Source organism: Radiobacillus deserti (assembly GCF_007301515.1).
In the GTDB taxonomy this organism is placed as follows: Bacteria; Bacillota; Bacilli; order Bacillales; family Amphibacillaceae; genus Radiobacillus; species Radiobacillus deserti.
The window spans coordinates 1,815,097-1,836,808 of the sequence record NZ_CP041666.1 but is presented as its reverse complement, the minus strand read 5'-3'; the positions used below and the strand labels follow the sequence as shown (position 1 = coordinate 1,836,808).

Sequence of the window (21,712 nt, the reverse complement as noted above, 5' to 3'; positions counted from 1 at the left end):
AATATGGGGTGTAAGAATGAAGCGAAATGTATTGTGGTGTTTGATTGGGTTATTATTGCTCATCTATCCACTTGAATTGGATAGTGAAGCACTAGATGTGTTAAAAGAGAATGAATTGTATATGGCGTTTTTAAGTCTTCCAGATGGCGAATCCACATTAATTCAAACGGGGAATGAGAAGAATATTCTCATTAATACAGGTTCACCAAAAAGCGAAGAAAAATTGCTAAGCATACTAGAGGAGTTTGAGCTACCAGCCATTGACACCCTCATACTAACCAAACAAAGTATCGATTATTGTGGGAATACAAAACGATTAACGAAAAGATATCACGTTGCTAACGTCATCTATACAGGGAAGCTTAGTGAAGCGTGCAAAAATCAAGTAAGTCCAAAGATTGCTTCCACTTGGAAACGATCCGAATTACATGAAATAACGAAAAATTTACAAATACGAGTGCTTGACGCTGAGCCTACTGGAGAAATGAGTCTAGGGATTATTTATGGACAAAACTCAGTATTGTATATGAGCAATAGCACCGTAGAAGACGAAAAACAAATAGGGGAATATCCACTTGAGCCTCAGATTATTAAGATAGGAGATTATGGACAAGGAAATTCCCCAAGTGAAGCATTCTTGGAAACGATTGATCCACACATTAGTATTGTGTTTGCATGTGAGGAGTGTAAAACAAACGAAGGACTAATCGAACGATTGAACGAATCCTGGATTGATGTATATCCGTTAAAACGGATTGGTACAACCATTGTGAAAATGGACTTAGAGAATTATGATATTGTAACCTAATGGAAAAGGGGATGAATTCCTCTTTTCTATTTCCATTTTCTTTATAAAACAAAAAGGTGCGCTTTAAAAAGCGCACAAAAGTATGGGTTAGGGATATTTGTTGAAAAAAATTAGAAACACCATCAAAATGGTGGATAGAACCTGTTATAATTAGTTAGGAATTTTCTTTTTCAACCATACTGATATTGTTGGTAAATCATCATGGCTTTATAAGTAACAATTTTTGTGAACCTAGGAGGAAATAAGATGGAAAACAATAAAATCGAAACGTTATCTACCGTTCGAATTCAGCATTCGGATGACCTGTATAAAATTGTGGATTGCCTAAATCGTACCTTAAAAGAAAAAGACTTAATGTTTGGCTTAGCCTTGGATGAGGATGAACATGATAAAGCAGTATTTACCATCTACCGTACCTAGTTGGGTGAAGTGGACTCCAGTCATCATCTTATTTCTTTTCCTTATCATGCTCGGTTTCGGGATATCGATATATAATCATACGATGGATAACAAGCGTGATGGATTTGAGCAATCCAGTGAGATAGCCATGGAACAAACCGCTCTAGTCTCCGTTGACCAAGTAGAACGCTATCACGGTGAAGAGTATTACCATGTCGTGACTGGGACAACAGAGGACGGGGAAAAAGGGTTTGCATTTGTACCTCAAGGAGATCAACAGAAACCAGTACGGTTGATTTTAGAAAAAAATATTATGAATGAGAATGAAATGAAGAATCAGTGGAAAAAATCCTGTTCTTCTTGTTCCTTTATCTCCATGAATTTGGGAATTAACGGAGACACCTATCTGTGGGAGATTAAATACATAGATGAACAAGATAGGTATGTGTTTGATTATTATAATGCTATGAACGGGGAAAAGTTTGGCAATTACCGTTTACGCCAATCTTTATATTAGAAAGGTGATGTGAGAAATGGAATTAGCAAATCGCGTGAAAACTCTTACTCCTTCGTCAACACTTGCGATTACAGCAAAGGCTAAAGAATTAAAATTGCAAGGCCATGATGTAATTGGATTAGGAGCAGGAGAACCAGATTTTAATACTCCTGTGCACATTCTAGATGCTGCCAAACAGTCGATGGATGAGGGGATGACAAAATATACACCAGCTGGTGGCATACCTGTTCTTAAATCTGCGATCATAAAAAAGCTTCAAGACGATCAGCATTTAACATATGAACCGAATCAAGTTATTGTTACAACAGGTGCGAAGCACGCACTTTTTACGTTGTTCCAAGTGTTACTTAATCCTGGTGATGAAGTAATAATTCCTACCCCATACTGGGTGAGTTATCCAGAGCAAGTGAAGCTAGCGGAAGGAACACCGGTTTTTGTGGAGGCAAGGGAAGAAAATGAATTTAAGATAACACCAGAGCAGCTAAAAGAAGCGATTACGGATAATACGAAAGCATTTGTTTTAAATTCTCCAAGCAATCCAACTGGAATGATGTACACGAAAGAAGAATTGGAGAAGCTCGGGGAAATATGCGTTCAACATGATCTAGTTATTGTATCGGATGAAATATATGAAAAGCTTATTTATACCGATAAGCCACATGTTTCCATTGCTGAGCTGTCTGCTCAGTTAAAGGAACAAACAGTCATTATTAACGGGGTATCCAAATCTCATTCCATGACAGGATGGAGAATTGGATATGCAGTAGGGAATGCAGAGATAATTAAAGCAATGACTAATCTGGCTTCACACTCTACCTCTAATCCAACTTCTATTGCACAATATGCTGCATTAGCAGCTTACGATTCCTCCCAAGAAAAAGTAGAGGAGATGCGTGTTGCTTTCCAAGATCGTCTAAATAAACTTTACGACTGGATATCCGATATCCCAGGGATATCTTGTGTAAAGCCTGAAGGTGCGTTTTATTTATTTCCAAACGTACAGGAAGCTGTTGCGAACAATGGCTTCTCCAGTGTAGATGACTGGGTGAAAGCATTATTAGAGGAAGAAAAAGTTGCCTTAGTACCGGGGTCAGGCTTCGGGGCTCCTAACAATGTTCGTTTATCTTACGCAATATCACTAGATCAACTAGAAGAAGCCGCAAAACGAATTAAGCGTTTTGTCTTAAATCATCAATAATCCAACGGAGGTTTATGTTTTGAAAACAACGATTTCGAAAGTATCCAACTACTTAAATGAAGAAGTAACAATAGGAGCATGGCTAGCCAATAAACGCTCTAGCGGAAAAATTGCATTTTTGCAGTTACGGGACGGAACAGGATTTATTCAAGGTGTCGTAGTGAAATCCGATGTACCTGAAGAAGTGTTCCAACTTGCTAAAAATGTGACACAAGAAACATCACTTTATGTAACAGGTAAAGTGGTTGAAGACACACGTTCGCCCTTTGGCTATGAGTTACAAGTAACGAACGTGGAAGTAATTCACGAATCAGTTGATTACCCAATTACACCTAAGGAACACGGAACGGAGTTTCTTATGGATCATCGTCATTTATGGCTACGTTCAAAAAAACAACATGCGGTTATGAAAATACGTAATGAAATTATTCGCGCAACATATGATTTCTTTAATAAAGAAGACTTCGTCAAAATTGATCCACCGATTTTAACTGGATCTTCTGCCGAAGGCACAACAGAGCTGTTCCATACGAAATATTTTGAAGAAGAAGCCTATTTATCACAAAGTGGGCAGCTTTACATGGAAGCAGCAGCCATGGCATTTGGAAAAGTATTTTCTTTTGGTCCAACTTTCCGTGCAGAAAAATCTAAAACGAGAAGACATTTAATTGAGTTTTGGATGATTGAACCAGAAATGGCATTCACCAATCACGAGGAAAGTTTAAAGGTGCAAGAAGAATATGTAAGCTATGTCGTTCAGTCCGTATTGGAAAACTGCCAGCTTGAATTAGGTACGCTTGAACGCGATATAGAAAAGCTAAAGAATGTCAAAGCACCATTCCCTCGTATTTCCTATGATGAAGCAATCGAGTTGCTTAAGGAAAAAGGCTTTACGGATATCGAATGGGGAGAAGACTTTGGAGCACCACACGAAACAGCAATTGCGGAAAGTTTTGATAAGCCTGTATTCATTACGAATTATCCAGCTGCGATTAAGGCTTTCTATATGAAGCCAGACCCAAATCGTTCAGAGGTCGTTTTGTGTGCGGACTTAATTGCTCCTGAAGGGTACGGAGAAATCATTGGTGGTTCACAACGAATTGATGACTTAGAGCTTATGGAACAAAGATACGAAGAGCACAACTTAACTGGGGATGCTTACAAATGGTATCTAGAGCTAAGAAAATATGGAAGTGTCCCACATTCTGGATTCGGACTTGGTCTTGAACGAACCGTTGCTTGGATTTCTGGGGTCGAACACGTTCGTGAAACGATTCCTTTCCCACGCTTATTAAATAGACTTTATCCATAATGATTTAAAAGGACTTCAACGGATGCACCCCGAAAAGTTAGACGAACTAATTCTAACGTTTGGGGTGTTTTTTTTGTGTAAGATAATGATAGAGGATCCATTCAACTAAGTAATTAAATGAAAATCCAAGTATTGTTAGTCACTTCTAGCGAAAGAAACCAGCAAATAATGATATAATGTGGGAAGAGGTGAAGGGCAATATGTCAGGAGATTATCAAAGTATTTTAACAGATCAATTCAACATTCCCAAAATGCTGTTTTGTCGATATAAGGAATTAGGACTAGATGAGACCGAGGTTTTACTATTACTCCAAATCTATCGTTTCCAAGAAGAAGGAGTTCTTTTTCCGACACCTACTGAGATCTCAGCATACATGACGATAAACGATCAAGTATGCTCCAGTTTATTAAGAAAACTAATCCAAATGAAATTGTTGACTATACATGAGGAGAAGAATGAGCAACAAGTCTTAACGGAGAGTTACTCATTAGAGCCATTATGGCATAAGTTGTATGCCGCAACGAACAAGCATGATGAGCCAATTAGAGTATCAGAGGATGAAACCAACATATTTTTGTTGTTTGAACAAGAATTCGGTCGTCCGCTATCTCCATTTGAAATTGAAACGATTAATATTTGGATTGATCAGGAAGATCAAGCTCCAGCACTCATAAAAGCTGCATTACGAGAGGCGGTCCTGTTAGGAAAACTAAATTTTAAGTATATTGATCGGATATTAAGAGAATGGAAGAAAAAAGGAATTCGATCTGTTCAGCAAGCTCGTGAACAAAGTCGTGCTTTTCACGTTCATCAGAAGCATGAGCCAGCACTACATTCAGATAATAAAAGAGATGTGTCTTTGTACTACAATTGGTTAGAAGAAGAGTAGAAGAGAGAGGGAACTATGTTAAACAAAAGTCAAATCAGATATTGTTTAGACGTCATGGCCGAAATGTTCCCAGAAGCAGAGTGTGAACTCGTTCATGACAACCCATTTGAATTAGTCATTGCGGTTGCTTTATCTGCACAGTGTACCGATGCACTTGTAAATAAGGTTACAAAGGATTTATTTAAAAAATATAAGACCCCAGAAGATTACTTAGCTGTTTCACTAGAAGAATTGCAACATGATATTAAATCCATCGGACTTTATCGGAATAAAGCGAAGAACATTCGAAAGCTTTGTCAAACTTTACTAGATGAATACGGTGGGGAAGTACCAAGAGATAAGACAGAGCTAGAAAAGCTAGCAGGGGTTGGTAGAAAAACAGCAAATGTCGTCGTTTCAGTTGCATTCGGTATCCCGGCAATTGCTGTAGATACACATGTGGAACGCGTTTCCAAACGGTTAGGCATTTGCAAGTGGAAGGATTCCGTTTTAGAGGTAGAAAAAACATTAATGCGAAAAGTACCAGAAGAAGAGTGGAGCGATACGCATCATCGAATGATTTTCTTTGGTCGTTACCACTGCAAAGCCAAAAATCCGCAATGTGATATTTGTCCGTTACTAGAAGTATGTAGAGAAGGACAGAAACGAATGAAGAAGTTAGAAAAGCTAGCAAAATGAAAAAGAGAGGACCACTTTCATCAAGTGATCCTCTCTTTACTTTATTCATCTTCTCGTTCTCTCCCGTTTGTTTCTATTTCTGGACTACTTGTCGGAATAGGACTAGATTGTACAGGCTGGCTCATATTTTCTGGGGTATCAGTATTAATTGTGACTACCTCTATCACATAATCCGGTCCAGGGGCTACATTATTAAACTTGTAGCTATTCTTATCCGTTTGAATCGCATTGACGGTTTCGCCATTGGATTTTAGTCTTACTTCAAAAATAACAGAGCCTTGACCTTGGTAAGACCAAGATGCGTTAATCGATTTCTTTCCATCAAAGGCCCCAGATACGTTCGAAACAGGGGAGACAGACGAATCATTTTCATCCTCACCGTCTTCATCGTCACCATTTCCATTTTCTTCTTCGTCTCCGCCTTCCCCTTGAATTTGGACGGTAACGCGTGCAGGTTCACTTATCATGTCTTCGTTTTCATCACTTACTGCGATAACTTCAATGGTGTAAGTTTCTCCTTGTTCTATCTTAGAAATTTCTAATTCGGTATTTTTAGTTGTCGTTAATTTACTTAATTCGGATTCTCCAACCCCTGCAGAAACATTAAAGGAGATGCCTTCTTTTAGCTTCTCATCGTATTTCCAAGTGACCTGGATCGTATTGTTATCTTTATAATATTGTGCTTTTAAGCCATGAACGGGTTCAATTTGATCATATTTCTCAGAGGTTTTCGTTGGCTCCGTTCCTTTTACAAACAACTCAGTAACAATTTTTGAATCTGGTGTGTACTTACTTGGTAGCTTAGCAGGATTTGAACCTTTTTCTACAGCAACTTCTACAACGGAAGATGGTTTCTCGAAATCTGGTGTATCGATGCCTTTAGAGATATGAGACATTGTTTCTCTAAAGAGGTCTTCCGCTACCGTTAATCCTGCACTTGGAATGATTTCTTCTTTTGGATAACCAGTCCATACTGCAATCGTATAGTTTGTCGTGTATCCACTAAACCATGAGTCTTTACTTCCATCTTGGCCTTCTATATTTGTCGTTCCAGTTTTACCTGCGATAGGTAGTCCTGAGACAGCCGCTTCTTTACCTGTTCCACTTTGAACGACCGTTTTTAACATGTCCGTGATCATATATGCAGTAGAATCAGCCATAACGGAAGTAGGTTTCGGTTTTAATTCTATAGTTTCATTTTCAAATTCTACTTTAGTTACCGCATAAGGCTCATTGTAAATCCCTTCGTTACCAAATGCACGGTATGCACCAGCAAGTTCCATTGGAGTAACTCCGGTTTGCGCACCGCCAATCGCATCGGTTAATTCAATTTGATCTTCATTAAATTTAATACCAAGGCTTTCAGCAAATTTTTGAGCATTATCTCTTCCTACTTCTTCAAAAGTTTTAACAGCCGGTACGTTCAACGACCACTGAAGGGCGTAACGAGCAGACATCCATCCTTGATATTTGTTGTTCCAGTTTCCAATGGACTGATTTGTCCCAGCGATTTGATAAGGTTTATCATCATTTAGTTGATGATACGTAGACCATTGTAGATATTCAATAGCTGGACCATAATCCACAATTGGTTTAAATGCAGAACCGGCTTGTCTACCCTCACCATCAATTGCGAAGTTCCAACCATTTTTCGTATCATCTAATTTCCGACCGCCACCGATTGCTCGGATAGCACCTGTTTTTGTATCTAATACGGTCAGACCCGCTTGGAATTTGTTATCTGGAAAATTAATCGGGTTTTCTTCACTATTACTTAATAGGAACTCTACTCGATCCTGTGCATTTGGATCAAGCGTCGTATAAATCTTCATACTATCGTTATAAATGTTTGCACCCGTTTTTTCTTCTACTTCATTTGCTACCTGTTGAATAAACGATTCATAGTCTTTACGATCAGGAGAGGAGTTAACGAGTAAATCCTCAATCTTCACTTTTTTCGCTTCAGCTGCTTCTTCTTCTGTAATCTTATTATGTTGAACCATTAGGTCTAACACGGTCTCCATACGTTCTTTTGCTAAGTCCGGCGCTTTAAATGGATCATATGCAGAAGGGCGTTGTGGTAGTCCAGCTAAAAGTGCAGCTTCAGGCAACGTAAGCTCACTTAGCTCTTCTTTTCCAAAATATGTTTTAGCTGCTGTCGCGACACCATATGCACCACTACCATAATAAATTTTATTTAAATACATTTCTAAAATCTGTTCCTTCGAATATTCACTATCTAGCTTGATCGCAAGCCACTGTTCTTGTACTTTCCGCTTTAGTGTTTTTTCAGGAGAAAGGAAGGATCTCTTTACTACCTGTTGGGTAATTGTACTTGCACCCTCTGATCCGAATCCATTGGTCACGTTACTCCAGATCGCAGCAGCGATTCGACGAAAATCAATTCCAAAGTGTTTAAAGAAACGAGCGTCTTCTGTTGCAATAACCGCATCACGTAGAATAGCTGGAATTTCGTCATAGGTGACCTTAGTTCGAGTTTGCTGACCTAAATCAGCAAATAACTCTCCATTCATATCATACACTTTTGTAGAGGCAGGATCGTATAACATATCTTCATCAATATCGGGAGCAGTTGCAGCATAGTAAGTGAATAACCCACCTACACCTAAACCAGCTACCAACATGATTATCACGAGTGTTAAAAGTATTTTTTTCCATATAGGCTTCTTCTTGTTTTTCTTCTGCTTTCTTCTTTCTATACGAGATTGGCTATTGTTCGCCATACTCATCTTCCTCCGTTCTTAAAAATAAAGATGATCAATTATCGACAAGTAATCTACTCGAGCCTGATAATGAAAAGGAATAAGATTTCCAATCCTTTGTACATCTTTATAAGGTATTGATTTTCTTCCTCCGTTAAATTGACTTTCCCAGTATGGGAAGAGTTTCATCGCAGGAAAAAAATAAGTCTCGTCATGCTGGGAAAATCGGATGATTAAGAAACAAATTCCACCGTGTTCACATACTGATTTCATATGGTTAATTTGATGTTCATGAATATTGGATAACGGGAAGGACGTTTTGTTTTTGGTTTCCTTCGCTTCAAAATCAACATACTTCTCCCGATATATCCCGTTGTAATCCGTTGTAGATGCTTGCTTAAAATAACCTTCCTTGATAACAGCTGCACTTCGCTTTGGGTAATCTACCCGAACAATTTGAACAGGGGTTGGTTTTTTATGAATAATAGCTTTATTTCTAGATAGGTAGTAGGTGTTTGTTTCATTTATATCTTCTTCTAAAGTCATTCCCCGATTTCCAAAGGATATTTCCTTGCTATTAGTTTGACGTGCTAATGGCATAATAGGTTTCTTTCCATTTGGATAATTCATATTTTTGCCCTCCCTGTGCATGACAGTATCATATCAGAAAAAGAATATAAAGTGGTCAAATAAATAGCAAAATTTCATGACACCTAGTAAACAAGCGTCTAGCTGTGCATGATAAACAGGAGGTGGTTAACGATGAATCTATCTGTTCAAAGCATGATTTCTTATATAAAAGAAGAAACAAATCGTCATAATATGGATAACCTAACTCGTACAGAAGCCTATCAATCGTTTTATCAATCGTTTCCTAACATCAAATGGGCTTTCTTGGCAAGTATGGTATCTAGAAATGCGGGTTGGAATATGACCGACCTTCACTCACCCGTTTTTGAAACACTACTTCCACAAAAGACTCGAACCCGTTTGTTTTCGACCTATGAGAGAGCCAATTGGCTAATTTTTTCAGACGCATATCCGCAATTATTATTGTATAGCTTGTCGCTGAAACATCAAAAACCTTTATTTCGTCAACTATGTTATTTCGATGTTTCTACATTTATGCAAAACGAGTGGTTCCATTTTTGGAATACAGGGGATCAAACTCGTTTGATGACTGCGCTAATCATTAATGAACAAAATGTCATTCGGCAACCGGTAGTTAACCAACGTTTTTATAAGCACGCTGTCTTTGAGCGATTTCCATACGCATTTCAGGATCTGTTACATATGAATGCTATCCTTTTTCCTACACGTACTGGTGATGTGTTCGCTACAGATGTGTTTGATTTTAGAAGTGTAACGAAACGAATTCAATTAGGAAAACGGTTAGCCGCAATTTTGTTTCATCCAATGATTTATCCAGCTGTGTTTGATTTTGCATCGCAAACAACTCCAACTGGTTCAAGTCAAGAATACGAGCAATACCAGAGCAATCACAATGGGGTGTATACACCAAAATTACGAGATGTGTATCCAATCGTTACACATCAAGATATTATTCGAAAGGATTGGTCTCGGAATGAGGGTATCTTAGAAAAATGGTGGAAGCCCGTATCGATTTCAGTAGAGGATAATAGATGGAAAGCATTCAAAAAAAAGAGACAATTCCTTGCGCAAATAGTAAAACCTTTACGTTTCCTTAAGAAATAAAGAGGTTGAGACAAAAGAATAGTAAGCAATGAAAAAACGAACAATTATCATTAGTGCCAATACCCCGCTCCGGAACTTAACGACGCTTCCGCGGGTGGCTGGTGAGCCTCCTCGTGCTGACGCACGGTGGGGGTCTCACCGATGCCTTTCCTCCCGCGCTGGAGTCTACGTATATTTCCGGAGCTAGTATAGGCTGTTGTTCGGCTTTTCGGCTTATCCTTTTCGTTATGTCCCAGCCCCTTTGTTCTTCCTTATTAAGTAGAAGGACGGTTTGGCCCTTCTAATTTTTTGTCTCCATAACCTCGACGTTTTTCTTCCGTTGTCTTAAGCGGTTTGTTTTGTTTTCTTTTTTGATCTTGATCCATTATGAATCCCTCCTTTTTCAATAGTTTGATACATTACATAAAAATCATGCAAGCCTGAGGGAAAGAGTCGAAAAAACTAAGATAGTGAACTGGATACTCGCTAAAAATGTTTGTTTTCTTCTAGTTTTGTCAAGAGAGAAGGAAGTCATCCACCGATGGAGAACAGTATAGCCAAGACCAATTGGAGGAGGAATCACGATGCATACATTCATCCCAAAACAAAAAGATACACAAACTCGTTATGTAACAAAAAAAGATTTTGAAAAAGATTTTATAGAGTTAATGGATCAAGTCCGATTGTTAGAGCAAAAAGTGGCGACAAAAGCAGATGACCAAGTTCTGATGTTAACATTGGCGCATAAGCAGGAGTTAGAAAATCTCCAAACAGAAGTATTGTCCCTTGGAAGAGAAGTAAAACAGTTACGTAAAGTCGCACAAGAATCGAGCAAAGATCGATGGAAAGACCGAACCATCTTCTCAATCAAGCACTTGCTTAAAAACATGCAATTTGCCCGCAAATAATGATAAAGTAGTACTAGAAAGGCGGGTAGAACGATGACTTTACATGAATCCATTGAAAGTCTAAAAAAAGACTTACAGCATTTGCATACCTATTATGAAACCCATGAAAAGCCAGAGAATAAGCGAGATCCAGCGTTTTTCGAATATGTGAAAGAGGAAACCACTCCTATTTATAAGAAAATAAAAGCGTGGGAACAAGAAGCTTTAGCGTTTGTAAAGGATCGAGAAGTACGTGTACATCCACAACAAGTAGCCTCCACCGCAGAAAATTTGGAGTTACTCCTTATGCACAGCTACTACATAGATGTGCGAAAAAAACGATATATGGAGTTATATAAATCCGTAGAATACGTATTCGATTTACTATTAAAGGATTTGCGTGCTAAAAATTCCTAGATGATAGCCTTTACAAGCCGTATCCGTTCTACTATACTTACCTATACATCAGGTACAGATATAAGGAGTTCCTACAGAAGGGGTTGCGCAAATGGATAAACAAGCTCTTATAGAAGAAGCAAAAAAAATACGAGAAAATGCTTACGTTCCATATTCAAAATTTCCAGTTGGTGCCGCTTTGTTGACCAAATCTGGAAAAGTATATTATGGTTGCAACATTGAAAACGCAGCTTATCCTGTAAGTCTTTGTGCAGAACGAGTGGCAATATTTAAAGCCATATCCGATGGAGAGTATGAGTTTGATCAGCTAGCGGTAGTAGCGGATACGGAACGGCCAGTGCCACCATGTGGATCATGTAGACAAGTGATGAGTGAATTTTTCACAAAGGATTTAATGATTCATACAAGTAACTTACGTCATGATACAAAGTCTGTCACGATGGAAGAGCTCCTACCTTTTTCTTTCTCACAAGATGATCTAGAAAGTTCACAAAAGTAGGGGGAAAATAGGTAGTTGTCTGAGACAGGTCTCCACTCTTTTACATAGGTTATTATTGAACCTAAAAGAAGAGAGGAGACCTATTTTTATGAGACACCATAAACCCTACGGCCCAGGTTGCGGCTTTCCGAAACCAGTTAAAAAGGTGGTATACCCTACTAAGCATAATATGATTGATCACTGCTACGAAAATACAGTAGAACACATTCATCCTGCTCATACTACCGTCGTGAACCATCATCTGCAGAAAAATGCGCATGTATATCCACATTCCACTTCTGTTGAAAACACGTTCGATAGTGTCGATTACTTCGCCGGAGCATATGAAGTACCATCTCCGATTGCACCGGTTCCTCCAGTAACAGGACCTGCAGGTATGGGCCCAATAAATCCGGTACTTGGGGCAAACACTGCACCATATGGACCTTACCCAGAGAACCCTGGACTAAATGTAGAGAATCTAGCAAGTCCAAATGTAGCAAGTCCGTATGAGTACGAAAGCCCGAACGATTTTAAAATGATGAAGCCTTATTCCAAAACTTCTAAATCATTTAAATGGAAAAAGTAGGAGAATAAAGACGAGAGAAGGTATTGCATGATCTAAATCCGAACAATTATTCGATGGCTCTCATCCGAATTATTGTTCGGATTTTTCATTGCACTTTTATCCAACTACACTAGGAATACGACTATGATATTTTTGCTTGGTTTTATAGAAAAGATTCCATAAAATAGATGCAGGGGGAAATAAGATGAAAATCGTTACTGTAACAGGATATAAGCCTTTTGAGTTAAATATTTATAAAGCAAATGATCCAAGAATAAAGATAATAAAAGAAACTTTAAGAAAAAGGCTCATTGCTTTAGTTGAAGATGGACTGGAATGGGTGTTAGTTTCAGGTCAAATGGGTGTGGAACTATGGACATGTCAAGTCATAATGGATTTACAAGCTACATACGATATAAAGATAGGAGTTATACCACCGTTTGAAAACCAGGAAAGTAGATGGCCAGAATCGTATCAAATGGAATATGAGGAGATTAGTATGCAAGCAGACTTTTTTCAGCCATTGTATCAATCCGAATATAAAGGCCCTTTTCAATTTAAAGCACGTGACAAATGGCTGATCGAAAAAAGTGACGGGTGTCTTGTATTAACCGATGAAGAGTTCCCAGGAAGTACGAAATATTTTATAGAGGAAGCGAAGAAGGCAGAAAAATTCTACCCAATTCATGAAATTACTCCGTTTGATTTGGACGAGACAGTACAGGACCTTCAAGCAGAGGAGACAAATATATGGGACGGTGATTGACAATTTTTCATTTATTTGAAAAAATAGCACTAAGTTGTGTCAAATATGAGGTGATGATGAAGTGTTAGAGCGAATTCAATTAACGGGTAAAGATATATTAGAAAAGAACTTCAAAACAGGGATGAGAGGATATAACCAAGAGGAAGTAGATGAATTTTTGGATATTGTCATTCAAGACTATGAGCACTTTCAACAAGAAATAGATCGATTACGACAAGAAAATGAGCGTTTAAAGAGAGGTGCTGGACAACCTAAATCTCGTCCACAGACCTCTAATCATCAAGTGAACTATGACATTTTAAAAAGAGTGTCGAATCTTGAAAAAGCAGTCTTCGGTAAAAAATACTCAGATGTCGACTAAACATTACCAATGACAGGTCGTACATATCGGTGATATAATGGTTTGACGTAAGAGATGATTCCTTTTACAATGAAGATTGCGCATAGATGAATGTTGGAGTAATCGCTGCACGATTTGTCGTGTAGAGGAAAGTCCATGCTCACACAAGCTGTGATGCTTGTAGTGTTCGTGCTTGACGAAATCATAAGTCAAGGTAGCCTAACTGGCTAACGGCAGGGAAGATACCTAAGTCTTCGGATATGGTATTGCAACCTTGAAAGTGCCACAGTGACGTAGTCAGAATGGAAACATTCTGAGTGGAACGAGGTAAACCCCACGAGTGAGCAACCCAAATAATGGTAGGGGCATCCTTTAGTAGGGAACTGAACCGAAAGAGGGACAAGCTAATGCTTGTAGATAGATGATTACTGCTTAAGTACGAGGCTGACCACCGTTTGGAGTACAACAGTACAGAACATGGCTTACAAAACATTCATTGGTCTGATGCTATTATAGATGAAACCCTTTCTTTTAGAAAGGGTTTTTTTGCGTTTAAGTAATCCTTCTATTATCATAGACAAGAGGATATATATATAGAAGGGACATTACTATGAAAAAAGAAGTACAATTGATTGCTACTGCAGCAATGGGGTTAGAATCCATTGTAGCAAATGAAGTAAAAGCATTAGGATATACAGATGTAAAAGTGGATAATGGGAAAGTACTTTTTACAGCACCTGTGGAAGCTATCCCTCGAGCTAATTTATGGCTTCGAACAGCAGACCGTGTAAAGTTACTGGTTGGGGAATTTAAAGCTACAAGCTTTGAAGAATTATTCGATCAAACCAAGCAAATCGAATGGGAGCAGTTCATACCAGAGGATGGGGAGTTTCCCGTTATCGGCAAATCAGTCAAATCTACGTTACACAGTGTTCCGGACTGCCAGTCTATTGTGAAAAAAGCGGTTGTAGAACGACTAAAGCAAAAATATGGCATTGCTAGTTGGTTAGAAGAAACAGGAGCATTCTATCGAATAGAAGTCGCGATTCTAAAAGATATTGTAACATTAACATTAGATACTTCTGGAACTGGCTTACATAAACGTGGTTATCGAGTAGGACAAGGGGAAGCTCCACTCAAAGAAACACTAGCTGCTGCACTGATTCAGCTTACGAATTGGACACCAGATCAGCCATTAGTTGATCCATTTTGTGGGTCTGGAACCATCCCAATTGAGGCTGCACTCATTGGACAAAATATAGCACCAGGCTTCAACAGGGAATTTGCTTCGGAAGACTGGCACTTAGTTGGGCAAGCTGTATGGGATAAGGCCCGTCAAGAAGCAGAAGATTTGGCGAAATACGATCAACCCCTTGATATACATGGATCTGATATTGACCATCGCATGATTCAGGTAGCTAAAGATAATGCAATAGAAGCCGGATTAGGTGACCTTGTAACATTTAAGCAAATGCAAGTTAAAGATTTATCGATCAAAAAAGAAAATGGCTACCTTGTAGGGAATCCACCATACGGACAGCGTATCGGGGATCGAATGGAAGTAGAAAAACTATATCGAGATCTTGGGGAAGTCATGAAAAACCATCCTTCTTGGAGTGTGTATATTTTAACGTCTTACGAGAAGTTCGAACAGCTTTATGGAAAAAAAGCGACCAAAAAGAGAAAGCTGTTTAATGGTTTTATTAAAACGGATTACTATCAATATTTTGGGAAAACGAAATAATAAGGGGGAGCAGAAGTCTATATAAGGCTTCTGCATTTTTATAATAAAGGATTTATAGAAGTAATTGTGGAATTATTAGCTATAGAGAACAGGGGGAGATAAAGATGACTTTGGAAATGAGAACAACATGCGAGAAATGCTCTAAACAGCTTTCACCAAAAGAGGAGGCGTATATCTGTGTGTATGAATGTACGTTTTGTCCGGATTGTACCACTGGGATGAATCATGTTTGCCCAAACTGTGGCGGGGAACTAGTAAAACGACCAAAAGCTAAATAAAAGGAACGTACATCTATTAGAATGTTTGGTAAAATAAGACTCGAGTGAGTAATTACTGGAAGGGGTGTCATCGATGACAATAAAAGAAACAGAACAACAATTTAAAGAGTTATTAAAGGAACAGAAAGCGTATGAAGAATCTTTATATCTGATGATGTGGGATTTAAGAACGAAAGCACCACGTAAAGGGATGGAACTTCGCTCTGAGGTGATTGGCTTCTTATCTCAAAAAATTCATGTTCTATCTACATCCGATCAAATGAAGCAGTTTATTGATGCATTAAAAGGAAAAACGAACGACCCTGTTCTTGCCAAATCAGTTGAAGAGTGTGAAAAGGAATATAACCGGAATAAAAAAATTCCAGAACAAGAATATAAAGAATATGTTACCCTTCAATCTCGTGCAGAATCTGTTTGGACAGAAGCGCGTGAAAAAGGTGATTTTTCTTTACTACAACCATACTTAGAAAAATTAGTAGATTTCAAGCGAAAATTTGCAGAATACTGGGGCTATGAGAAGCATATTTACGATGCATTGCTAGATATGTATGAACCTGGTGTCACTACTGAGACGTTAGATCAAGTGTTTTCCGCATTAAGAATAGAACTGACTGCTCTAGTTGAAAAAGTAAATCAATCTAGTCATAAACCAAATCCTGAATTACTGCAACACCATTTTCCAAAAGAAAAACAGGAAGGCTTTAGTTTGGAAATTCTGAAACGAATGGGTTTTGATTTTGAAGCTGGCCGGTTAGATGAAACGGTACACCCATTCGCAATTGGAATCAATCCTAAAGATGTACGTGTGACCACTCGTTATGATGAAGAGGATTTCCGTATGGCAGTATTTGGCACGATTCATGAAGGTGGACACGCTTTATATGAACAAAACATTGATCCTTCCCTTTATCAAACACCACTTGCAGGTGGAACTTCTATGGGGATTCATGAATCTCAGTCCTTATTTTGGGAAAACTTTGTAGCAAGAGATGAAGGCTTCTGGGAAAATCATTTTGATGTATTTAAATCATTTGCACCAAAGGAATTTCAAGACCTAAGCTTTGATGATTTTTATCGAGCAATTAACGAAGTGAAACCGTCTTTCATACGAATTGAGGCAGATGAGATGACGTATGCTTTACACATCATGATTCGCTATGAACTGGAGAAAGCACTCATTGGTGGAGAAATAGAAGTAAAAGATCTTCCGAGACTTTGGAATGATAAAATGGAGGACTACTTAGGAATTCGTCCAGAATCGGACAGAGATGGAGTGCTTCAGGACATTCACTGGTCCGGAGGAGACTTTGGCTATTTTCCATCATATGCCTTAGGATATATGTATGCTGCACAAATTCATCACGCGATGAAAAAAGAATTAGATGTAGAGTCATTCATTCGAAATGGACAGTTTTTAAAGATAAAAGAATGGTTGGGGAATAAGGTTCATCGTTACGGAAAGATGAAACAGCCACTTGAAATTTTGAAAGATGTAACAGGAGAAGGATTAAACCCAAGCTACTTAGTAGATTATTTAACAGAAAAATACACAAAGATTTATAAGTTATAAAGGTATAAAAAAACGGCCCTGAGGGGCCGTTTTTCATTTCTAAGTATTAGCTTAAAGCATCTGCCATGTTAGGAGCTAGTAGGTCAGAATTTTCGTAAAGCGTTCCAATTGCGCTTTGGTACTCGTCCCATTTAGCTTGAGCAGAAGTGAAGTCAGCTGCATCTGCGTTTGCTTCAATTGCTGAAGCTACTTCGCTATAGTAATCTTTCAACATAGTTAATGCTTTAGTATAAGAATCTTTTACATCATCAGGAAGATCTGCACTTGGTTTGTAGTTATCTAGTTCAGTTTGTGCATTTTTCGCCGCTACAAGTGCTTCATCAGCAGCTGCTGCACGATCTTCTGGCGTTACTTCTTCATCACCAATTGTAGCCTGATACGCATTAATCGGTTGTTGGAATTGACTGAAAGTAGAAGTGAAGTTTGCTTGTTCATCTAATAAAACAAGTTTAACGTCTGAATCACTTGCATTTTCTTCAGATGCTTTTTCTTCTTTATCTTTTCCATCATCTGACTGACACCCAGCAATTACTAGTGCTGATATTAAACCTAAAGCTAGTAGAAATTTTTTCATGGATTATAACCCCCTAAGAATTAATACTTACTATTCTGTCAATCCATAAGTAGTTTAATACTCTATTATTTAAAAGTAAACAATATATGAAAATGTTATAATTTTCGAAAATCTTCGATGATTCTAATAAATGGTAGTTTAATATAGATTATTTGTTTCCACCATTGATAGAATAGACTCATTTTAATTACTAGTGTTTAAACTAGACAACAGAACGTGCGTTCTTGTAGAATGAATTATATGATACGGAGTTTAAAATAAGAGGGGAAACAAATGAGCTTGTCTAAACAATTAGCCTTTTATTTAGATGATTTATGGGCTAAAGGATTCAAGTTAACAGACGAGGAAGTAACATTTATATATTTCGGGAAACGATCGACAATGTCAGAGGATTGGAAAGTGATACTTGCTTTAAAAACGACTCTCCAAAACCAACAAGCTTTTGTTGGAAGTTATTTTTTAAGTTTGTTAGAACTTCTGAAGGTGGAAGGAATCACTTCACCATCTGGTGCTGCGAAACTCTTAAAAAAGAAGGGTATTATTGCGTAAAAAAGTCCTCCTTATGACGTTGTATCGCTTGTCGTGCAAGTTGATCTGCTTTGCTATTTTGCTTCTCAGGAATCCATTTAATAAAGAAGTAAGGAAATGTGTGTGATTTTCTAAGAATCTCATCCAACAATGGTGCGAATTTAGGGTTTTTTGTAAACTCCTTTTCGATAACGTCCACAACTAGTTTAGAGTCAGAGCGAACTGATAAAATCTCTTCTGGGTAGGCTTGTTTACATATTTCTAATGCCTTAATAACAGCAAGAAATTCTGCTTCATGATTAGAATAGACTCCACTATAAAAAGAATATTCAACATGATCTTTTCCGTTTTTTATATAGATTCCGATTCCACTAGGACCTGGATCGCCACTTGCTGCTCCGTCTGTATAGATTTCTAACATAGAATGTCCCTACCTTTATCTAGTTTGAAGGCAATGCTTGTCCAAAGCATTGCCTTATTGTTATTTAAGATGAAGTTTTGATACCTTTCGCCATATATAGGAATGGGGTATCCATAGCTGCAACGATAAACTTAATGATATAGGTACTAATAAAGATCTCCAGCCAAATATTAAATGGATATTGTCCGTAGAAAGCAATACCACAGAAAATAGCTGTATCAACTAGCTGACTTATCATCGTACTCCCGTTATTACGTATCCAGAGAAACTTGGTGTCTGGTAAAGCAGCTTTAATCTTACTGTAAATCCAAACATCTAAATACTGACTGACAATGAACGCTGATAGACTACCAATCGCAATGTTAGGTATAAGTCCAAATATCGTAACGAGCGATTCTTGGGCAAAGTCTTCAGGTCCGGGCTGAAACTTCAAAACGATCTGCATAATAATTGTCATAATAATTAGAGTAGAAAACCCTAACCAGACCGCTTTTTTAGCGTCTTCTTTTCCGTACTTCTCATTTAATATGTCTGTTGCGAGGAAGATGGTACCATAAATGATATTCCCCAATGTAGCGGTTAGTCCGAACAGTTCAACGGTTTTTACGACTTGAATATTCGCAATAACGGTAGCCATACCAATCCATACGAACAAACCAGCTTTTCCAAACGTGCGGTATAAAATGAGAAGCATGCTGAAATTCAGGATTGCAAACACAATCCAAATCCATTCATTTTGCAAAATGATTCCTCCTTAGTTTTGATGACGCGGGAGATTTCGAACCGCGGGTAGTTTAAAACTACCAAGCAAATATTATACCTAGTAGATAATAGAAATTCAATAGATTTTTTTGGAACACAAGAAAAGCGATGACCATTTGGTCATCGCTATTATATATATTTATATATATTGTTTATTTTTTCGTTACGTTAGCTGCTTGCGGGCCGCGTTCTCCATCGACGATTTCGAAAGATACTTCTTGACCTTCCTCTAATGTTTTAAAGCCTTCCTCTTGGATAGCAGAATAGTGAACGAACACATCATTTCCTTCTTCCAATTGAATGAAACCGTAGCCTTTTTCCGCGTTAAACCATTTTACTACACCGTTTTGCATGTTACATCCTCCTAAAAACTTACACGTATTACGTGGTAATACAAACAAGATGAAGTTGCATGTAAAAAGGTAGCTCTGAGAGAAGCGAAGGATCACAATTCCATCCACTTCTTACTCGGAAGCTACCTGTCATTTATGAACCCATTACATCTTCTTTGCTTGTATCAAATATAGCTTATTTTACCAGTTGCGTCAAGGGTTTCAGCCTGAATCCACCGATTCATTTATAGAGGTTGAATGAGGTTTTGTATCCCGTTATCATTTTGTTTTTCCCTCCATTATACTACAATGGAGATAAGGGAGGAACGGAAAGAAATGGCCATACATATAGGTTTAACTGGGTGGGGAGATCACGATACACTATATCCAACGAAAACGACCTCAACGAACAAATTATCTACCTATAGCTCCTATTTTCCTGTAGTGGAAGTGGATACTGCTTTTTACGCAATCCAACCCGAAAAAAATTATCAAAAATGGGTAACAGACACACCTGATCGTTTTTCCTTTGTGATAAAAGCTTTTCAAGGAATGACAGGGCATGACCGTCAAAAGAAAAGTCTTCAAGAAGCAAAGGAACTGTTTGCAGCATATAAACAATCGATCACTCCAGTTCTACATGCAAATAAACTAAATTGCATCCTGTTTCAGTTTCCACCTTGGTTTGATGTAACGAAGGCAAATATACGGAAATTAAGAGTCATACGCGAACTTTTACCAGATTTACCTCTTGCATTAGAATTTCGTAATCGAACATGGTTTGAAGGAAACAGAAAAAATCAAACCATTCAATTTATGAAAGAAGAAAAATGGATACATACCATTTGTGACGAACCACAAGCAGGGGTTGGTTCTATTCCTACTGTTTTAGAACCAACGTCCGAACATAATACACTTGTAAGATTTCACGGGAGAAATGTGCATGGATGGAATAGAAATGGTCAGGCAGATTGGCGTGCTGTTCGCTTTCTTTATCATTACAATCGTCGAGAGTTAGAAGAGTGGGCCAGTCATTTAAACGAACTGGATAATGCATGTCGAAATGTGACGGTCTTATTTAATAATAATTCAGGGGGAGATGCTGCACGAAATGCCATTGAATTAATGGAACTATTAAACATTACGTATGAGCAGTTAAATCCTAGGCAGCTTGATTTATTTGAATGAAAGGAGGTATGAATAAAATGGATCATATTAGTGCGATACAATCCTATGTGTACAACAAATTTGCGAAAGACGGATCCGGACATGACTATTACCACATGCGAAGAGTAGCGCTACTTGCTGGAAGAATTGCCAAACTGGAGGATGCGGAAGTCTTTGTAACAGAGGCAGCTGGATGGTTACATGACGTTGATGATCGAAAGCTAACGGATTCACCAGAGGAAGCTAGAAAAGAACGAGATGAATTCTTAGAGGGAATTGGAGTTGACTACTCTACACGAAAAGCTATTGGAGTAGCTATACAGGATGTGTCCTTTAGCAAGGGAAATACGCCAATTACAATAGAAGGAAAAATCGTGCAAGATGCGGATCGATTGGATGCTATCGGAGCAATTGGAATTGCGAGAACATTTGCGTATGGAGGCTCTAAAGGTCGTCCGCTTCACTCGGAACTTTCAGGTGAAAAAGAACTAGCATCTATTCAACATTTTTATGATAAATTACTACTATTAAAAGATAAAATGAACACGGAAACAGCAAAAATGATGGCGGAAGAGCGACATAACTTTATGGAATTGTTTCTTCACCGTTTTTTACAGGAATGGAATATAGATTACTAAAGCGTGACATCATGTTCGATAT

Annotated in this window: 26 protein-coding genes and 1 other RNA gene; 21 read left to right on the top strand and 6 right to left on the bottom strand. The window is 38.1% G+C overall.

Features of this window, described 5'->3' with window-relative positions:
- The first annotated feature begins 16 nt into the window (after nt 1–16).
- The 7 genes from FN924_RS09715 to nth all read left to right on the top strand — a co-directional run bounded on the left by FN924_RS09715 (nt 17) and on the right by nth (nt 5,802).
- Nucleotides 17–808: a ComEC/Rec2 family competence protein gene (locus tag FN924_RS09715; RefSeq protein ID WP_143894005.1), complete on the top strand. Its 792-nt coding sequence runs from the start codon at nt 17–19 to the stop codon at nt 806–808.
- 246 nt (nt 809–1,054) lie between these two features.
- The gene (locus FN924_RS09710) at nt 1,055–1,228 is read left to right on the top strand and encodes a YpmA family protein (RefSeq protein ID WP_143894003.1); all 174 of its coding nucleotides are present in this window, start codon (nt 1,055–1,057) and stop codon (nt 1,226–1,228) included.
- Complete coding sequence (locus FN924_RS09705; RefSeq protein ID WP_143894001.1) at nt 1,194–1,724, top strand: cell wall elongation regulator TseB-like domain-containing protein; 531 nt, start codon at nt 1,194–1,196, stop codon at nt 1,722–1,724. Before FN924_RS09710 ends, FN924_RS09705 begins: the two co-directional genes overlap by 35 nt.
- 16 nt (nt 1,725–1,740) lie before the next feature.
- Nucleotides 1,741–2,922: a pyridoxal phosphate-dependent aminotransferase gene (locus tag FN924_RS09700; protein ID WP_143893998.1), complete on the top strand. Its 1,182-nt coding sequence runs from the start codon at nt 1,741–1,743 to the stop codon at nt 2,920–2,922.
- Between the two features lie 19 nt (nt 2,923–2,941).
- Complete coding sequence (asnS, locus tag FN924_RS09695; RefSeq protein WP_143893996.1) at nt 2,942–4,234, top strand: asparagine--tRNA ligase; 1,293 nt, start codon at nt 2,942–2,944, stop codon at nt 4,232–4,234.
- Nucleotides 4,235–4,434: 200 nt separating this feature from the next.
- Nucleotides 4,435–5,124, top strand: a complete 690-nt coding sequence (locus tag FN924_RS09690; protein WP_143893994.1) for a DnaD domain-containing protein — start codon at nt 4,435–4,437, stop codon at nt 5,122–5,124.
- Between the two features lie 15 nt (nt 5,125–5,139).
- Nucleotides 5,140–5,802, top strand: a complete 663-nt coding sequence (gene nth, locus FN924_RS09685; RefSeq protein WP_143893992.1) for an endonuclease III — start codon at nt 5,140–5,142, stop codon at nt 5,800–5,802.
- A 41-nt stretch (nt 5,803–5,843) separates the two neighbouring features.
- Here nth and FN924_RS09680 read toward each other — a convergent pair whose 3' ends face one another.
- The gene (locus FN924_RS09680; RefSeq protein ID WP_143893990.1) at nt 5,844–8,546 is read right to left on the bottom strand and encodes a transglycosylase domain-containing protein; all 2,703 of its coding nucleotides are present in this window, start codon (nt 8,544–8,546) and stop codon (nt 5,844–5,846) included.
- Nucleotides 8,547–8,564: 18 nt separating this feature from the next.
- A complete protein-coding gene (gene recU, locus FN924_RS09675) occupies nt 8,565–9,155 on the bottom strand; it encodes a Holliday junction resolvase RecU (protein WP_143893988.1) in 591 nt (196 codons plus the stop codon).
- A gap of 132 nt (nt 9,156–9,287) precedes the next feature.
- On the opposite strand from recU, the gene FN924_RS09670 reads away from it, so the two are divergent.
- The 11 genes from FN924_RS09670 to FN924_RS09620 all read left to right on the top strand — a co-directional run bounded on the left by FN924_RS09670 (nt 9,288) and on the right by FN924_RS09620 (nt 17,268).
- On the top strand, nt 9,288–10,241 hold the full coding sequence (locus FN924_RS09670; RefSeq protein WP_143893986.1) for a DUF2515 family protein: 954 nt from the start codon (nt 9,288–9,290) through the stop codon (nt 10,239–10,241).
- Nucleotides 10,242–10,804: 563 nt separating this feature from the next.
- Nucleotides 10,805–11,128, top strand: a complete 324-nt coding sequence (locus tag FN924_RS09665) for a hypothetical protein (RefSeq protein ID WP_143893984.1) — start codon at nt 10,805–10,807, stop codon at nt 11,126–11,128.
- Nucleotides 11,129–11,161: 33 nt separating this feature from the next.
- Nucleotides 11,162–11,524, top strand: coding sequence for a DUF1798 family protein (locus FN924_RS09660; RefSeq protein ID WP_143893982.1), 363 nt, complete (start codon nt 11,162–11,164; stop codon nt 11,522–11,524).
- A 91-nt stretch (nt 11,525–11,615) separates the two neighbouring features.
- Nucleotides 11,616–12,023, top strand: a complete 408-nt coding sequence (locus tag FN924_RS09655) for a cytidine deaminase (protein ID WP_143893980.1) — start codon at nt 11,616–11,618, stop codon at nt 12,021–12,023.
- A gap of 88 nt (nt 12,024–12,111) precedes the next feature.
- Nucleotides 12,112–12,591: a CotD family spore coat protein gene (locus FN924_RS09650; protein WP_143893978.1), complete on the top strand. Its 480-nt coding sequence runs from the start codon at nt 12,112–12,114 to the stop codon at nt 12,589–12,591.
- Nucleotides 12,592–12,775: 184 nt separating this feature from the next.
- Entirely contained in the window at nt 12,776–13,336 is a 561-nt protein-coding gene (locus FN924_RS09645) for an SLOG family protein (protein ID WP_143893976.1), read from the top strand.
- Nucleotides 13,337–13,397: 61 nt separating this feature from the next.
- Nucleotides 13,398–13,697 (top strand): cell division regulator GpsB, encoded by a 300-nt coding sequence (gpsB, locus tag FN924_RS09640; RefSeq protein WP_143893974.1) that lies wholly within the window; start codon nt 13,398–13,400, stop codon nt 13,695–13,697.
- Nucleotides 13,698–13,787: 90 nt separating this feature from the next.
- An RNA gene (gene rnpB, locus FN924_RS09635) (RNase P RNA component class B) lies at nt 13,788–14,166 on the top strand.
- 120 nt (nt 14,167–14,286) lie between these two features.
- Nucleotides 14,287–15,420: a THUMP domain-containing class I SAM-dependent RNA methyltransferase gene (locus tag FN924_RS09630; RefSeq protein WP_143893972.1), complete on the top strand. Its 1,134-nt coding sequence runs from the start codon at nt 14,287–14,289 to the stop codon at nt 15,418–15,420.
- 104 nt (nt 15,421–15,524) lie between these two features.
- Nucleotides 15,525–15,698, top strand: coding sequence for a DUF1272 domain-containing protein (locus tag FN924_RS09625; protein WP_143893971.1), 174 nt, complete (start codon nt 15,525–15,527; stop codon nt 15,696–15,698).
- A 73-nt stretch (nt 15,699–15,771) separates the two neighbouring features.
- Complete coding sequence (locus FN924_RS09620) at nt 15,772–17,268, top strand: carboxypeptidase M32 (protein ID WP_143893969.1); 1,497 nt, start codon at nt 15,772–15,774, stop codon at nt 17,266–17,268.
- A gap of 46 nt (nt 17,269–17,314) precedes the next feature.
- On the opposite strand, the gene FN924_RS09615 is transcribed toward FN924_RS09620, so the two are convergent.
- The gene (locus FN924_RS09615) at nt 17,315–17,842 is read right to left on the bottom strand and encodes a hypothetical protein (RefSeq protein WP_143893967.1); all 528 of its coding nucleotides are present in this window, start codon (nt 17,840–17,842) and stop codon (nt 17,315–17,317) included.
- Between the two features lie 273 nt (nt 17,843–18,115).
- On the opposite strand from FN924_RS09615, the gene FN924_RS09610 reads away from it, so the two are divergent.
- On the top strand, nt 18,116–18,391 hold the full coding sequence (locus FN924_RS09610; protein WP_143893965.1) for a DUF6123 family protein: 276 nt from the start codon (nt 18,116–18,118) through the stop codon (nt 18,389–18,391).
- On the opposite strand, the gene FN924_RS09605 is transcribed toward FN924_RS09610, so the two are convergent.
- From FN924_RS09605 to FN924_RS09595, 3 genes are all read right to left on the bottom strand, one after another.
- Nucleotides 18,381–18,791, bottom strand: coding sequence for a ribonuclease HI family protein (locus FN924_RS09605; protein ID WP_143893963.1), 411 nt, complete (start codon nt 18,789–18,791; stop codon nt 18,381–18,383). The two genes, FN924_RS09610 and FN924_RS09605, sit on opposite strands and share 11 nt — an antisense overlap.
- Nucleotides 18,792–18,855: 64 nt before the next feature.
- Entirely contained in the window at nt 18,856–19,533 is a 678-nt protein-coding gene (locus tag FN924_RS09600; protein ID WP_143893961.1) for a queuosine precursor transporter, read from the bottom strand.
- A 172-nt stretch (nt 19,534–19,705) separates the two neighbouring features.
- Nucleotides 19,706–19,906 (bottom strand): cold-shock protein, encoded by a 201-nt coding sequence (locus FN924_RS09595; RefSeq protein ID WP_143893959.1) that lies wholly within the window; start codon nt 19,904–19,906, stop codon nt 19,706–19,708.
- A gap of 315 nt (nt 19,907–20,221) precedes the next feature.
- Here FN924_RS09595 and FN924_RS09590 point away from each other — a divergent pair, with 315 nt between their 5' ends.
- Together FN924_RS09590 and FN924_RS09585 are read left to right on the top strand one after the other, a co-directional pair.
- A complete protein-coding gene (locus FN924_RS09590; protein WP_143893957.1) occupies nt 20,222–21,073 on the top strand; it encodes a DUF72 domain-containing protein in 852 nt (283 codons plus the stop codon).
- A gap of 17 nt (nt 21,074–21,090) precedes the next feature.
- Nucleotides 21,091–21,690, top strand: coding sequence for an HD domain-containing protein (locus FN924_RS09585; RefSeq protein ID WP_407691988.1), 600 nt, complete (start codon nt 21,091–21,093; stop codon nt 21,688–21,690).
- The last annotated feature ends 22 nt before the right edge of the window (nt 21,691–21,712 follow it).

What these genes read in the sequence shown, in the direction of transcription:
- FN924_RS09620 (WP_143893969.1), top strand. Translation starts at nt 15,772, where the DNA reads ATGACAATAAAAGAAACAGAACAACAATTTAAAGAGTTATTAAAGGAA.
- FN924_RS09715 (WP_143894005.1), top strand. Translation starts at nt 17, where the DNA reads ATGAAGCGAAATGTATTGTGGTGTTTGATTGGGTTATTATTGCTCATC.
- FN924_RS09650 (WP_143893978.1), top strand. Translation starts at nt 12,112, where the DNA reads ATGAGACACCATAAACCCTACGGCCCAGGTTGCGGCTTTCCGAAACCA.
- recU (WP_143893988.1), bottom strand. Translation starts at nt 9,155, where the DNA reads ATGAATTATCCAAATGGAAAGAAACCTATTATGCCATTAGCACGTCAA.
- FN924_RS09700 (WP_143893998.1), top strand. Translation starts at nt 1,741, where the DNA reads ATGGAATTAGCAAATCGCGTGAAAACTCTTACTCCTTCGTCAACACTT.
- FN924_RS09690 (WP_143893994.1), top strand. Translation starts at nt 4,435, where the DNA reads ATGTCAGGAGATTATCAAAGTATTTTAACAGATCAATTCAACATTCCC.
- FN924_RS09645 (WP_143893976.1), top strand. Translation starts at nt 12,776, where the DNA reads ATGAAAATCGTTACTGTAACAGGATATAAGCCTTTTGAGTTAAATATT.
- FN924_RS09655 (WP_143893980.1), top strand. Translation starts at nt 11,616, where the DNA reads ATGGATAAACAAGCTCTTATAGAAGAAGCAAAAAAAATACGAGAAAAT.
- FN924_RS09665 (WP_143893984.1), top strand. Translation starts at nt 10,805, where the DNA reads ATGCATACATTCATCCCAAAACAAAAAGATACACAAACTCGTTATGTA.
- FN924_RS09680 (WP_143893990.1), bottom strand. Translation starts at nt 8,546, where the DNA reads ATGGCGAACAATAGCCAATCTCGTATAGAAAGAAGAAAGCAGAAGAAA.
- FN924_RS09605 (WP_143893963.1), bottom strand. Translation starts at nt 18,791, where the DNA reads ATGTTAGAAATCTATACAGACGGAGCAGCAAGTGGCGATCCAGGTCCT.
- FN924_RS09705 (WP_143894001.1), top strand. Translation starts at nt 1,194, where the DNA reads ATGATAAAGCAGTATTTACCATCTACCGTACCTAGTTGGGTGAAGTGG.
- FN924_RS09590 (WP_143893957.1), top strand. Translation starts at nt 20,222, where the DNA reads ATGGCCATACATATAGGTTTAACTGGGTGGGGAGATCACGATACACTA.
- nth (WP_143893992.1), top strand. Translation starts at nt 5,140, where the DNA reads ATGTTAAACAAAAGTCAAATCAGATATTGTTTAGACGTCATGGCCGAA.
- FN924_RS09610 (WP_143893965.1), top strand. Translation starts at nt 18,116, where the DNA reads ATGAGCTTGTCTAAACAATTAGCCTTTTATTTAGATGATTTATGGGCT.
- FN924_RS09670 (WP_143893986.1), top strand. Translation starts at nt 9,288, where the DNA reads ATGAATCTATCTGTTCAAAGCATGATTTCTTATATAAAAGAAGAAACA.
- FN924_RS09630 (WP_143893972.1), top strand. Translation starts at nt 14,287, where the DNA reads ATGAAAAAAGAAGTACAATTGATTGCTACTGCAGCAATGGGGTTAGAA.
- FN924_RS09660 (WP_143893982.1), top strand. Translation starts at nt 11,162, where the DNA reads ATGACTTTACATGAATCCATTGAAAGTCTAAAAAAAGACTTACAGCAT.
- FN924_RS09585 (WP_407691988.1), top strand. Translation starts at nt 21,091, where the DNA reads ATGGATCATATTAGTGCGATACAATCCTATGTGTACAACAAATTTGCG.
- FN924_RS09595 (WP_143893959.1), bottom strand. Translation starts at nt 19,906, where the DNA reads ATGCAAAACGGTGTAGTAAAATGGTTTAACGCGGAAAAAGGCTACGGT.
- FN924_RS09625 (WP_143893971.1), top strand. Translation starts at nt 15,525, where the DNA reads ATGACTTTGGAAATGAGAACAACATGCGAGAAATGCTCTAAACAGCTT.
- FN924_RS09615 (WP_143893967.1), bottom strand. Translation starts at nt 17,842, where the DNA reads ATGAAAAAATTTCTACTAGCTTTAGGTTTAATATCAGCACTAGTAATT.
- FN924_RS09710 (WP_143894003.1), top strand. Translation starts at nt 1,055, where the DNA reads ATGGAAAACAATAAAATCGAAACGTTATCTACCGTTCGAATTCAGCAT.